Origin of the sequence: Alkalibacterium sp. 20, from assembly GCF_001885615.1 — a bacterium.
In the GTDB taxonomy this organism is placed as follows: Bacteria; Bacillota; Bacilli; order Lactobacillales; family Carnobacteriaceae_A; genus Alkalibacterium.
Genome location: NZ_LSRN01000055.1, coordinates 1 through 13,359, shown reverse-complemented (window position 1 = coordinate 13,359; position 13,359 = coordinate 1). Strand labels below are relative to the sequence as shown.

At 37.3% G+C, this 13,359-nt stretch carries 13 protein-coding genes; 12 read left to right on the top strand and 1 reads right to left on the bottom strand.

All coding sequences use genetic code 11. The features are described 5' to 3' along the window. Positions 1-689: 689 nt before the first annotated feature. The 11 genes from AX762_RS09305 (at position 690) to AX762_RS09255 (ending at position 11,369) form a co-directional block, all read left to right on the top strand. Positions 690-1,253 carry a biotin transporter BioY gene (locus tag AX762_RS09305; RefSeq protein WP_177244081.1) on the top strand — a complete coding sequence of 188 codons (564 nt, stop codon included), beginning with the start codon at positions 690-692 and terminating at the stop codon, positions 1,251-1,253. Positions 1,254-1,280: 27 nt separating this feature from the next. Further along, a complete protein-coding gene (locus tag AX762_RS09300) occupies positions 1,281-2,552 on the top strand; it encodes a UDP-N-acetylglucosamine 1-carboxyvinyltransferase (protein WP_071848863.1) in 1,272 nt (423 codons plus the stop codon). Positions 2,553-2,570: 18 nt separating this feature from the next. Continuing rightward, complete coding sequence (gene rho, locus AX762_RS09295) at positions 2,571-3,827, top strand: transcription termination factor Rho (RefSeq protein ID WP_071848862.1); 1,257 nt, start codon at positions 2,571-2,573, stop codon at positions 3,825-3,827. A 205-nt stretch (positions 3,828-4,032) separates the two neighbouring features. Then, positions 4,033-4,281: a type B 50S ribosomal protein L31 gene (locus AX762_RS09290; RefSeq protein ID WP_071848861.1), complete on the top strand. Its 249-nt coding sequence runs from the start codon at positions 4,033-4,035 to the stop codon at positions 4,279-4,281. Between the two features lie 435 nt (positions 4,282-4,716). Continuing rightward, positions 4,717-5,823 (top strand): D-alanine--D-alanine ligase family protein, encoded by a 1,107-nt coding sequence (locus AX762_RS09285; RefSeq protein ID WP_071848860.1) that lies wholly within the window; start codon positions 4,717-4,719, stop codon positions 5,821-5,823. Further along, entirely contained in the window at positions 5,801-7,195 is a 1,395-nt protein-coding gene (gene murF, locus AX762_RS09280) for a UDP-N-acetylmuramoyl-tripeptide--D-alanyl-D-alanine ligase (RefSeq protein ID WP_071848859.1), read from the top strand. Before AX762_RS09285 ends, murF begins: the two co-directional genes overlap by 23 nt. A gap of 324 nt (positions 7,196-7,519) precedes the next feature. Continuing rightward, positions 7,520-8,989: a DEAD/DEAH box helicase gene (locus AX762_RS09275; protein WP_071848858.1), complete on the top strand. Its 1,470-nt coding sequence runs from the start codon at positions 7,520-7,522 to the stop codon at positions 8,987-8,989. A gap of 157 nt (positions 8,990-9,146) precedes the next feature. Then, the gene (gene acpS, locus AX762_RS09270; RefSeq protein WP_071848857.1) at positions 9,147-9,500 is read left to right on the top strand and encodes a holo-ACP synthase; all 354 of its coding nucleotides are present in this window, start codon (positions 9,147-9,149) and stop codon (positions 9,498-9,500) included. Positions 9,501-9,680: 180 nt separating this feature from the next. Continuing rightward, complete coding sequence (locus AX762_RS09265) at positions 9,681-9,941, top strand: hypothetical protein (RefSeq protein WP_071848856.1); 261 nt, start codon at positions 9,681-9,683, stop codon at positions 9,939-9,941. Between the two features lie 59 nt (positions 9,942-10,000). Then, the gene (locus tag AX762_RS09260) at positions 10,001-10,357 is read left to right on the top strand and encodes a type II toxin-antitoxin system PemK/MazF family toxin (RefSeq protein ID WP_071848855.1); all 357 of its coding nucleotides are present in this window, start codon (positions 10,001-10,003) and stop codon (positions 10,355-10,357) included. 517 nt (positions 10,358-10,874) lie between these two features. After that, positions 10,875-11,369, top strand: coding sequence for a QueT transporter family protein (locus tag AX762_RS09255; RefSeq protein WP_071848854.1), 495 nt, complete (start codon positions 10,875-10,877; stop codon positions 11,367-11,369). 93 nt (positions 11,370-11,462) lie between these two features. On the opposite strand, the gene cbpA is transcribed toward AX762_RS09255, so the two are convergent. Continuing rightward, on the bottom strand, positions 11,463-12,101 hold the full coding sequence (gene cbpA / locus AX762_RS09250) for a cyclic di-AMP binding protein CbpA (RefSeq protein ID WP_071848853.1): 639 nt from the start codon (positions 12,099-12,101) through the stop codon (positions 11,463-11,465). Positions 12,102-12,226: 125 nt separating this feature from the next. Between cbpA and AX762_RS09245 the strand changes: the two genes are divergently transcribed. Further along, positions 12,227-12,946 carry an O-methyltransferase gene (locus tag AX762_RS09245; RefSeq protein ID WP_071848852.1) on the top strand — a complete coding sequence of 240 codons (720 nt, stop codon included), beginning with the start codon at positions 12,227-12,229 and terminating at the stop codon, positions 12,944-12,946. Positions 12,947-13,359: the final 413 nt, after the last annotated feature.

Sequence of the window (13,359 nt, the reverse complement as noted above, 5' to 3'; positions counted from 1 at the left end):
TTTCTACAACAAGCGTCGTCGTCATTCTTATAATGCTTATTTATCTCCTGAACAATTTGAGATTCAAGAACAGATGAAGGCCGCTAAACAAAATGAACAGGCAATGAGAAAAGTCATTTAACGAGACGTTGTGATGATGTTTATTCGTACTTTGAATCAATATCATCACAATGTTAAGCCAGTCATCGACTGGCCAATTAACCTAATTAAGGTGTCCATTTTCTTGACATAACTCCAGTCGGTCAAGTATCGGTAATGAAATAAGGAAAGCGGTCGAGCATTAGACCGCTTTCCTTATTTTTAACTACATCGGCACTGAAATATCGAGCTGCTAGGAACACTTATTATAAAAAGAAGGCTATTCAATCCAAAAACCAACTTTTAGTTAGTTTTTGGTGTATGCTTATAAATCGAGACGATATTTTCTCGTGTCGAAAGTGAACCAGAGGAATAAGAATGTATTACGTGTTAATGGAAAAGAGTAATAACTTGTGTCTAAAGGGTTAAGGTTTTTGAAAATTTAAACTAAACACTTTAAATAAGGCTTTATATATAACGTTAGTCACTTTATAATGTAAAGTAGATGACAGGCATCTTTCAATTCGCATAACACGTTGTATTTGGTTAATGAATTGTTTATACTATTGATAGCTTCAAAATAAATAGCTTTTAAAGATAGAGGTCTCATAGTGTTAAATAGGATTACTACAAATGATTTAACTCAAATAGCTTTATCAACAGCATTCCTCGCTGTCGCATCACTAATTATAATACCTATCGGAATGGTTCCAATTACCCTACAAGTCGTTCTTTTTCTGTTGATTCCTGCTATCCTTGGACCAGTGAAGAGTATCCTAGTCATAGGGCTCTATACTATCGCCGGGTTGCTGGGATTTCCAGTTTTTGCAGGCGGTTTGGGTGGAATCGGGCAACTATTGTCCCCTTCGTTTGGCTATATTCTAGGAGCGATTCCAATGGGATGGTTCATCGGAAAAACGATCGAACGGACGGAAAACAAGGTGCAAACAGGGTCGATCATGTTGATAAGTGTGATTATTCTTTACGTTATAGGAATTGCTTATCAGTACGGGCTATTAAACTTTGTGCTCAGTACACCAGTTGCACTGTCAACGCTAGTGAAAACAAATCTGACTATCTTTTTTCCAATTGATAGTTTGAAAGTACTTATCGCAGTGATCTTATATTACAGATTGAAAAAAATGTCGTTTTATAAACGTATCAATAGATATTAAAGATTTTTGAAAAAGAGAGGATTACACATGACACAGAAGTTAATTATAAAAGGTGGGAAATCATTAACGGGAGAAGTAACCATTTCTGGTGCTAAAAACAGTACGGTTGCACTTATTCCTGCAGCAATTTTAGCAGACTCACCCGTTACTCTAGAAGGCGTTCCCGACATTTCAGATGTTCATTCACTTATCTCGATCTTAAACGATATGAATGTGAAAACATCATTTGAAGGAACAACATTAATAATCGACCCCACAGATATGGTATCTGTACCGATGCCGAGTGGTAAAATAAAAAGTTTGAGAGCTTCATATTATTTTATGGGAGCTTTATTGACCAAATTTGGTCAAGGCGTTGTCGGCCTTCCAGGCGGTTGTTTCTTAGGTCCGCGACCTATTGATCAACATTTAAAAGGATTCCGAGCATTGGGAGCAACAGTGGAAAACGAATTAGGTGCGATGTATCTTAAAACCGATGAAGACGGTTTGAAAGCTGCACGCATTTATTTTGACGTGGTTTCTATTGGTGCGACGATCAACATAATGTTGGCGGCTGTCAAAGCTAAAGGGCGTACGATTATCGAAAATGCTGCGCGTGAGCCGGAAATTATTGATGTAGCGACGTTATTGAATAATATGGGCGCTAAAGTACGTGGAGCGGGAACTGATATTATTCGTATAGATGGCGTCGAAGAGATGCATGGCTGTCGTCATACCGTTATCCCTGACCGCATTGAAGCGGGGACCTATCTGATTATGGCTGCTGCCAAAGGTAAAGATGTAAAAATCAATAACATCATCGTGGAACATTTAGAAGGCGTTATTGCCAAAATGGAAGAGATGGGCGTTTCTTTAGAAATCGGTGAAGATTATGTTCGTGTGACAGAATCAGATCGTCCACTTAAAGGTGTGTCGATCAAAACGTTACCATTTCCAGGTTTTGCAACGGATCTACAACAACCATTCACACCCCTGCTTATGTCAGCTCAGGGAGAATCAATGATTGTTGATACCATTTATCCTAAACGAATCAAACATATTCCTGAATTAAATAGGATGGGAGCCAACTCTCGCGTAGAAAGTGATGTTATCTTAATAGAAGGTGGTCGTCAGCTTGAAGGTGCAGAGGTCATGGCAACTGATTTACGTGCCGGCGCATGTTTAGTTGTAGCTGGTTTAATAGCAGAAGGAGAAACAGTTATCGGCGGTGTAGACAATATACTCAGAGGTTATGACAATATTGTTGAGAAACTAACCGCTCTCGGAGCGGACTTGCGTATGGAAGACCGAGAAGATTAACAGATAGGAGATCATAAAGTGGCCAAGTTTATCACGTATAGCGAGCTGCAAGAAAAAACGCTAAAAGAAATTTATGAGTTAGCTAAAGACTTAAAAGTGCCTCATTACAGTCAAATGAATAAAAAAGAATTATCAATGGCTGTTATTCGGGTACAAGAAGAAAAACAAGGCTATTTCCGAGTAAGTGGCGTTTTAGATAAAGTCAGTCACCAGGATTTTGGCTTTTTACGTCCGATCAATTACTCGCACAGTAACGAAGATGTCTACATTTCGGCGTCTCAGATGACACGTTTTGGATTAAGAAACGGCGACAAGGTAACAGGGACAGCCCGCCCGCCTAAAGAGGGCGAACGTTATTACGGATTGATGAATGTCCAGTTAGTGAACGGAAAAAATCCGGAAGAAGCAAGAGAGCGTCCGCATTTTCCGGCATTAACGCCTTTATATCCAGAAAGACGGATCAATTTGGAGTCATCTCCTGATGACTTATCTGCTCGTATTATTGATTTGATTGCTCCAATCGGATTTGGACAACGTGGATTGATCGTAGCCCCACCTAAAGTAGGGAAAACAACATTACTTAAAAAAATCGCCAATGGAATCAAAAAAAATCATCCTGAGGTTGAATTGATTGTCTTACTTATTGATGAGAGACCTGAGGAAGTGACAGATTTAGAGCGGAGTATTGACGGAGAAGTCGTGCATTCAACGTTCGATCAACAGCCACAGAATCATGTCAAAGTAAGCGAACTGGTACTGGAACGCGCGCGTCGCTTAGTAGAAGACAAACAAGATGTGGTCATTTTAATGGACAGTATTACACGTCTTGCTCGTGCTTATAACTTGGTGGAACAACCAAGTGGGCGTACACTTAGTGGTGGGATCGATCCCGCTGCGCTTTACCGTCCTAAACGTTTCTTTGGTTCAGCGCGTAATGTTGAAGAAGGTGGGAGCATGACGATTGTTGCGACAGCCTTGGTAGATACTGGGAGCCGCATGGATGATGTCATCTATGAAGAGTTCAAAGGAACGGGTAATATGGAAATTCATCTATCTCGTGAACTAGCAGAACGTCGTATTTATCCAGCTATCGATATTAGAAAATCAAGCACAAGAAAAGAAGATTTGCTCTTGTCTACAGAAGAGTACGAGGCCGTTTACAAGTTACGTCGAGGCATGCGAAATGATTCATTAGAGTATACGGATCAATTCATCAAAACGTTGAAAAGGTACAAAAAGAATGATGGGTTTGTAGAAAAAGCATTGAAACAATAAAAAGTTATCGTCCTAGCGAAAAAAATGAATCAAAAGATTGCATCAAAAAAAAAAACATGCTAATATATGAAGTGTTGCATATCAAAGAAATAAGATGGAAAAGCAAATCATTGCACAAAACAATACGTTTGTTATCTGTCTTGACTAAACTATAAAGATAACTATGGAATCGCAAAGATTTTATGGCAGTTAAGGAGTGAAAAAAATGAAAAAAGGCATTCATCCAGAATATCGTGATGTCGTATTTATGGACACTACAACAGGGTTCAAATTCGTGTCAGGATCTACTAAATCAGCAAAAGAAACAGTAGAATGGGAAGATGGAAACGAGTATCCATTAATCCGTGTTGAGATTTCTTCAGATTCTCATCCATTCTATACAGGACGTCAAAAATTTGCTCAAGCAGATGGACGTATCGACCGTTTCAACAAGAAATACAAGTTGGAAGATTAATAAGATTAAAAGCTCTGGCTATCCAGAGCTTTTTTTTTACTAAAATTTGGTATTAGTGATATTCTGAAAATGAAACACATTAAACTTGAATGTGTCGAGTGGATTATAGTTCAAAGCAGTTTTGTTAAGTGTAAAGATAAGATGACTGGGTACTTCTTCGGGTCACTGAAAAAAAGAAAATCTGACCGGTGTAGGTGTGTGCCAGTTAGTATAAGTAACATGAGATAGTTAGATAAATGTAAAACACAAAATTGTTATTCCATTTAATTATATCTGATGATAGGGATAGTATTTATCCGATTCAAGTGTATCCGTCTCAAGATATAAAGTTGCAACTTTTTTAAAATGTTGTAGACTAAAAATATGCTAAAATGAAGATATAATTTCGTAAGAGCTGAGCGTAACTAAGACTCGCCTGCGAGTAGGAGGAAGATTATGAAACTTTATGTGATATATGGTGGAAAGAGTGCTGAACACGATGTCTCTGTTAAATCTGCTTTATCTATCTTTCAAAATATTTACTATGATTATTATACTGTTATACCTGTATACATTACGCACGAAGGAAATTGGTACAAAGGCGCTGAAGTTGAAAGTAGAGAAAGTATAATTTCCAAAGATGAGCTAGTAAACATTGAAGAAAAATTGCCTTTCTTATTTAATGAACTGACCGAAGGAGAGTCTGTGGCTTTTCCGGTTCTTCATGGACCAAACGGAGAAGATGGTACGATTCAAGGCTTGTTTGAAACGTTAAATATTCCGTACGTAGGTGCAGGAGTTCTTTCAAGCGCCGTTGGCATGGATAAAGTATTAAGTAAAGTAATCTTTAAAGAAGCGGGACTACCTGTTCTTCCTTACAAAGAAGTTAAGGTAAGAGACTGGAGAGTCAATCAAGAAGAAGTGTGTGAAACTATCGAGATGGAAATAGACTACCCTATGTACGTTAAACCTGTTAATTTGGGTTCAAGCGTAGGCATCACACGGACACTTAATAAAGAAGAATTGATTCAAGCAATTGAATTAGCCTTCAATTACGATTATCGTGTGGTTGTTGAAAAAGGAGTGCAAGTACGTGAAATAGAAGTGGCTATTCTCGGGAATGAAGATGTACATACATCGGTTCCAGGTGAGTTAGTTAAGCAAAAAGATTTCTACGCGTATGAAGATAAATATTTAAATCAAAAAGTTGTTCGAGAAGTTCCAGCCGACTTATCCCCTGAATTGACAAAAAAAGTGAGGAAAATGGCTGTCGAAGCTTTTGAAGCAATCAATGGCTCAGGCATTTCCCGGGCCGATTTCTTTTTAACTGAAGATGGTGAAGTTTACATCAACGAAGTCAATACGTTTCCAGGTTTTACATCACACAGTATGTATCCGAGAGTTTGGGCGAAAACAGGTCTCCCATATGATGATTTGATTGAAGAAGTCATCCAGCTGGGGATACGCAGGTACAATGACAAATATAAACTAAGTACAAAAATTACAAGAGATGACGAAAGAGTAGAAATGGAGAGTACTAATGTCGAGATGGACACTTTATGAAATCGTTCGAGCGGTTGATGGCAAGCTATATAATGATGACAAGACAGAGCATGTAGAAGGAGTCTCCTTTGACACCCGAACATTAGCAAAAAACAATTTGTTTGTTCCGTTAACGGCTGATCGAAATGGACATGATTTTGTTCAGTCAGCGATCGACAAAGGAGCATCAGCAACATTTTGGAGTGATCCGATCGAAGATGCCCCTAAAAATATTGCGGTTATTCAGGTCGAAGATACATTGAAAGCTTTTCAGGCTTTTGCTCAGTATTATTTGAAAAAGGTATCACCAAAAGTTGTTGGCATTACCGGTAGTAATGGTAAAACGACAACAAAAGATATGGTAGCGGCAGTTGCTTCGGCAAAGTTTAAGACCCATAAAACCATAGGTAATTTCAATAATCACTTAGGCTTACCTTTGACTATTTTAGAAATGGATCCTGATACAGAAGTGATCATACTGGAAATGGGCATGAGCGAAAAAGGTGAGATTCATGTGCTTTCTGAGATAGCCGAACCCGATATTGCCGTCATTACCATGATTGGTGAATCACATATTGAGTTTTTAGGCTCGCGGGACGCTATCGCTGAAGCGAAACTAGAAATTGTTAAAGGCATGCACCAGGGAACGCTTATTTATCCTGGAGAAGAACCGTTATTGAAAACTAAAATGGACAAAGGGTGGGTCGATGAAAAGGTAGAAACAATTAAAACCTTTGGCAAAGCACCCGGAGTTGATTTATATTCAACAGAGATTCAATCTGAAATGAAACAGACAAAGTTTAAAACCAATCAGCAAACAGACACCTCCTGCACCTTGCCCATACCAGGCGAATATAATGTGCAAAATGCTTTGTCAGCAATACTCGTAGGCGAAACGTTAGGCATTGACTTAGCTGATATCTATCAGCAATTATCTCACTTTCAGTTAACTAAAAATCGCTTGGAATGGATACCAGGCGTGAACCAGTCTGTCTTGTTAAATGATGCGTATAATGCGAGTCCATCATCTATGAAGGCCGTCTTAAGTTACTTTCAAGCGATAGAGGTACCTAATCGAAAAGTTGTCGTTTTAGGAGACATATTGGAATTAGGCGAACAATCAGAAGCTATGCACCGCGATTTATACAAAGTGATTGATCCCGAAACTATCGATGAACTCGTTTTATATGGGGAACAAATGAATGTGTTATACAAAGAAATGCTAAAAACAATGGTTAAATCCAAGCTGAACTATTTCACGGGAGAAAAAGCACCGTTGATAGACCATCTAAAAGAAACGTTACAACCTGCAGATACCGTGTTGTTCAAGTCCAGTTTTAGCACAGGCATGCTTGAAGTTGTGTCTGAATTAAGTCAAACGAAAAATAAATAAAACGTATTCATTTTTTTGAGTAATAAAAACAAGTTGAAAATATAATGGACTCATGATAAGATAACACTTGTAAGCCAGACAACTGTTCGTTTAGTAGATAGAAATATCTACCGTATGAAAATTAAATAATAATACTGAGTCAAGATAAATGTCATGCCCTGGTGTACCACATCGAATGATGAGATACGTACACTAGGGTCTTTGTTTGAACAGAATCACGGAACGTTCTGTTTTCAAGAAATGATCTTTCTCTATTAATGAGTAAAATCATCCTTGGCTCTTAAACGAATGCTTGCTAAGGAAAATAATAGGAGGAAACATTTTTTGAAATTTAATGAACTAGATTTAATACCAGAATTACTAAAATCCGTAAAAGAAATGGGATTTGAAGAAACTACGCCAATCCAGGAACAAACTATTCCACTCGCTTTAGAGGGTAGAGATGTTATCGGACAAGCACAAACAGGAACCGGTAAAACGGCTGCTTTTGGTTTGCCAATGTTACAGAAAATCGATACATCTAAACACGTAGTACAAGGATTAGTTGTTGCACCAACACGTGAATTAGCTATCCAGACTCAGGAAGAAATATTCCGTTTGAGTAGAGATAAAAAAGTTAAAGTAACGTGTGTTTACGGTGGAGCAGACATCAAAAGACAAATCCAACAAATCAAAGGTGGAGCTCAGATAGTCGTTGGGACACCTGGACGTTTACTTGATCATATTCGTCGTAAAACATTACGCTTGGATCATGTTGAAACTTTAGTTTTAGATGAAGCAGATGAAATGTTAAACATGGGATTCATTGATGATATCGAAACTATTATTAAAGAAATTCCTAAAGAACGTCAGACATTACTATTCTCTGCTACAATGCCTGAACCAATCAAACGCATTGGTGTACGTTTCATGAACAATCCTGAAACTGTACGTATCCAAACGAAAACTTTAGCTGCATCTACAATCGATCAATATTATACTAAGGCTAGAGACAATGAAAAATTTGACGTTTTAACACGTCTACTTGATGTGCAAAATCCTAAATCAGCTTTGATATTCGGACGTACTAAAAAACGTGTTGATGAATTATCTAAAGGTTTAGAGATGCGTGGCTATCAAGCTGAAGGAATTCACGGCGATTTATCTCAAAGTAAACGTATGAGTGTCTTGAAAGACTTCAAAAACGGTAAAATGGATATCTTAGTAGCAACAGATGTGGCTGCTCGTGGATTAGATGTTACCGGATTGACACACGTTTTCAACTATGATATTCCTCAAGATCCTGAAAGTTATGTCCACCGTATTGGTCGTACAGGCCGTGCCGGTGAAGAAGGCGTAGCTGTAACGTTTGTTACTCCTCAGGAAATGAGCTATCTGCATACGATTGAAAAACTAACCAATCAGCCATTGACTGCTCTTCGTCCACCAACCAGTGATGAAGCGTTAGAAAGTCAATTGCAATCAGCTATGAAAGACATTCAAAAAACCATAGATGAGAATGGCTTAGATAAATATACAAATGCAGCTGAAAAACTGCTTGTTTCATATTCATCTGAAGACTTAGCTGCTGCTTTAGTTAAAGCAATGATTAAAGATCCGACTGATGTTCCCGTTAAAATCTCTCCACAACGTCCGCTTCCAAACAAGGAAAAAGGCAACCGTGGCAGAGGAAAAGGTAAGGGCAGCAGTAATCGTAGTGGTGGCGGTAAAAGTAGTTACAAAGGTAAAAGCCGTTCAAGTAGTGACAACCAAGGAAAACGAAGCACCACTCGTCGCCCTAAAAGAAATAGTTAAAACCTAAAATAATCAATGAACAAAGTCAGCAAGTGGTCTAGGCCACTTGCTGGCTTTTATTATTGAAATAAATCGTTTTTAAATGACATTTTGATGTGAATCTGTTAACATAATTAAGTAATAGTAGCATTGGCAGTGTTAAGGATTGAGGAATGTGATGATCGTGGGTATAGGTTTAGACATTGTGGAAATAAATAGAATTGAAAAAGCATACATAAGACGAGAATCTTTTGCGGAGAGAGTCTTGACGAGTAAAGAACGAGAGGTGTTTTCTGAACTTAAAGGAAAAAGGAAAGTTGAATTTTTAGCGGGACGTTTTTCTGCAAAAGAAGCATTTTCAAAAGCATTAGGAACAGGAATAGGGGAAATTGGTTTTTTAGATGTTGAAATACTGCCAGACAGTTTAGGTAAACCAATGGTAACGCAAAGCCCGTTTAACGGTAGCGTGTGGGTTTCTATTTCGCACACGGGTTCAATAGCAGTTGCTCAAGTTATTTTAGAAAAAAATTAACATGCGTTCTTTCGTGGAATTGTCACAAACACGTATTTAAAATCATTGTCTTTCATGATAGACTTACAAGTAAGGAATAGATACACATCTTTTCTTGTGAGAACTATTTTATTCTTCTGTCTTTGTTTGTATGAGCTGAGACAAGAGTATTAGGCAATAATCTAGTGGGGGGCATTATTCATGGAAGAGCATAACAAAAAAATGACTATTGAACTAGAGCAATCTGTGTATGAAGAAATAGAAGAATATTGTAAAGACGCAAAAATAGAAGAATCTGAATTAATGAATAAGATGCTTCAGTGTTTCATCAAAGATAATATGAATAAAATGGACGCCATGAGGAAAGGGTATGCGGAAATGGGCAATATTAATTTAGAAATTTGCTCAGAATTCGATAACTGTGAAAATGAAATACACACACATATCTATAGGGAAAGTTAGCTCGTTAAGCAAAAGAGTGTAACACCTGATCCAAAAGGCGCCTTTTAGGAGGAAAGCCTGTGGTTAAACGCGGAGATATTTATTATGCGGATTTATCACCAGTAATAGGATCTGAGCAAGGTGGCATGCGACCGGTCTTGATTATTCAAAATAATGTTGGGAATAAATATAGCCCGACAGTCATTGTTGCGGCTATAACAACAAAGATAGAAAAAGGTAAAATGCCAACGCATGTCGAAGTTGGAGCGGATAAAGGATTAGAAAAAAACTCAGTCGTCTTACTTGAACAAGTAAGAACAATAGATAAACAACGTTTAAGAGATCAAGTCACTCATTTAGATAATAAAACTATGACTTTGGTTGATGATGCTTTGGCAATAAGTATTGGATTGTCGAATCAGTACAAACACATATAAAGCTATTTTAATACTTAGGAAAAGCAGTTTTGGCCTATCAGCTAAAACTGCTTTTTGTTTTTCGTTTTACATAAATCTTTCGACATCTTAAAAAACGAATGTTCTTGCGGTATCTTTTTGATGAAATACAAGGGTCATTTTAATAAAGGGGAAGTTGTCTATGGTGGGGAGAGCATTAAAAGTACTTAAATCTATTAGTAAATGATTTGGTAAAGAGTATAAAATGTTTGTGAAGGGTGTTTGGATTTCATAAAGAGAGAGTTGAGTCTATATGTTAGCTCGACGCTGCTTGGTCTTACGTCCGGTATCAGCGAGATGTAGAATGGCGATTATAGAAGATAGAACCATTTTCTAGGTAATGACCAATTATTTTAAAAAGGGATTTCAACTATGTTCAGTTGAGATCCTGAAAAGAATTGAAAAGTATCGTAATAAATGCTACACTACTCTCGTTGTCTTTTTTGACGACCGTGGTTCGAAAGCGCCAACCCACGAGACAAAAACTAGGAGGAAAAAAATGAAAACAAAACAATGGATAATAAATGCGATTATTGGAGCTTTGTATACAGGGATTACTATACTGATTGCACCTTTTGCTTTTGGAGCGATCCAGTTAAGGTTATCCGAAATACTTAATCATCTGGTGGTGTTTGACAAGAAATATGCTTACGGTGTAACTGCAGGAGTTTTTTTAACCAACCTTATATTATCACCATTTGGCGTATATGATTGGACTCTCGGCGTGGGTCATACAGTAATATCCTTCGCGGTATATTTTATTTTAAGTAAGAAAGTTCAGTCGCCGGTAAAAAAAATGATTATAAATACAGCTGTGTTTTCCGTATTTAGTTTTATGATTGCCATAATGTTATTGCTGATAGGTGCTGAAGAAGTTTTCTGGGTTACGTATCTCATGGTCTTTTTAGGGCAACTGATTACAATGGGTGTCGGCATACCTATAATGTTAAAACTCGATAAAAAAATTGATTTTAATAAAAAAATGCAAAGTTAAAAAAATCTGGCGCAATACAAAAGACGCTCTAGTTGACCCGGAAATGTTTTACCGGAGACTATAGAGCGTCTTTTTCTGTAAAATCACTGCAAATTATTCGTTGTGTAAATCTTCAACCTCAACAACTTTATATCCTTTGCGGTCTAAATGTTTTGAAAGTTCATCTAACGTTTTTTTAGAAACATTAGGATCTAAAGTCATGATCATACGTCTAACCATATTCTCCCGCTGAACATCTAAAGTAATGCAACTCATGATGGAACAATGACGGTTAATAATTTTTGCGATATTAGCTAAATCACCTTTTTCGCCTGGAGAAGCAATAGTTAAAACGTAGCTCCCAGAATCGAGACTCCAAGATTGCTGAAGTAAGTCAATCAAAGTGCTATGAGTTAGTATTCCGTAAAAATGATTGTTCTCATCCAGAACGGTAATGTAGGGTAGATCCTTGATCATGAAAAAGATCTTAAAGAATGAAGAATTAAGATGGACATATTTTGTAGCATTTTTAAGTAAGTGAGTGACCGGTAAATCCATGTCCCCGCCATTTGCTTTGTGTCTGTATATGTGCATTTTATAAATATTTCCTCTGAAGATTTTTCCGCTTTTATCTAAAACAGGTACACAACGATACCCAGTATCTTCTAATAAAGCAATCGCTTCTTTTAGAGTTGCTTCTTCTGACATAGTAGCCACAACGTTTTTAGGTACGGTTAATTGTTTGATCAACATATAAAAATTTGCTCCTTCTCATCCGATTTTTCGTATTTTCACATATTTATTATAACAGATTAGCACTTGGTAACATAGATAAATCAGTGTAAAATAAAGTAAATATGTTATTAAAGGGAGTTAGTATGAAAAAAAGAAATGAAATGATGGATAGGCCCGTAATCGATAGAGAAGTGAGAGACTATTTAAGATCATCTCAAAAGCAACTGTCTGGGTCGTTAGGAGAGATTGAAGCCTGGGCCAATGAAAGAAGGGTACCGATCATTCCGCATGAAACAGTCACTTTTTTTAAGTGGTTCCTTCCTATACTGAAACCAAAAGAAATAATAGAAGTAGGAACAGCCATTGGTTTTTCTGCAGGATTGATGGTCCAGTCGCTTTCTTCGGAGTGTCACGTGACGACAATTGAACGGAATCCGGATATGATTGAAAAAGCAAAAATCAATTTTAAAAAAATGAACATTGAAAATAATGTCACTTTGCTAGAGGGACAGGCAAGTGATTGGCTGGAGAAATTGGAAGATGAATCAGCTGATTTTATTTTTATGGATAGCGCTAAAGCTAAGTACTTTGATTTCTTTCCCCATTGCTATCGTATCCTTAAACAAGGAGGAGTATTAGCGATAGACGATGTACTACAGGGTGGAACGATACTAGATGAAGAGTCAGAGGTTCCTAAAAGACGTCTGAAAATCCATCGTAAATTAAATGCTTTTTTGGATATAGTCTTAGATCATCCAGCATTTGAGTCGTCAATTGTACCGTTAGGAGATGGGCTATTGTTGATCACCAAAAGAGAAAAAGTCGATTTTAGTTACATGCTTCCAACAGATTCTGATAAGTGAATTATCGAAATGTTAATTTTAAAGCATTTTAAAAAATGTATAAAGTAATAAAGAGGTTGACGAGAAGAGGGAAATCTGGTATATTTATTCCTGTTGCTGATTTGAAGCAACGCAATGCTTTTCTTTTCTTGTTAAGTCTCGGTCAAACGAGCGAAAAAAGAACTTTCGAAAGTTCTTGACAAGCAAAACAAAAGCCTGTAATATTATACTAGTTGACACATCACGTTGTCAGCGATTGAACGAAATAGATCTTTGAAAACTGAACAAAGTAAACAATCAAATGTGCAGGTGTCTTCGGTTCAATTTATTGGACCAAGACAACACAAACGAGTTAACATGTTTAACTCGGAATTATGTAACACGAGCTATTTCAAACTTAAAATTGAGAGTTTGATCCTGGCTCAGGACGAACG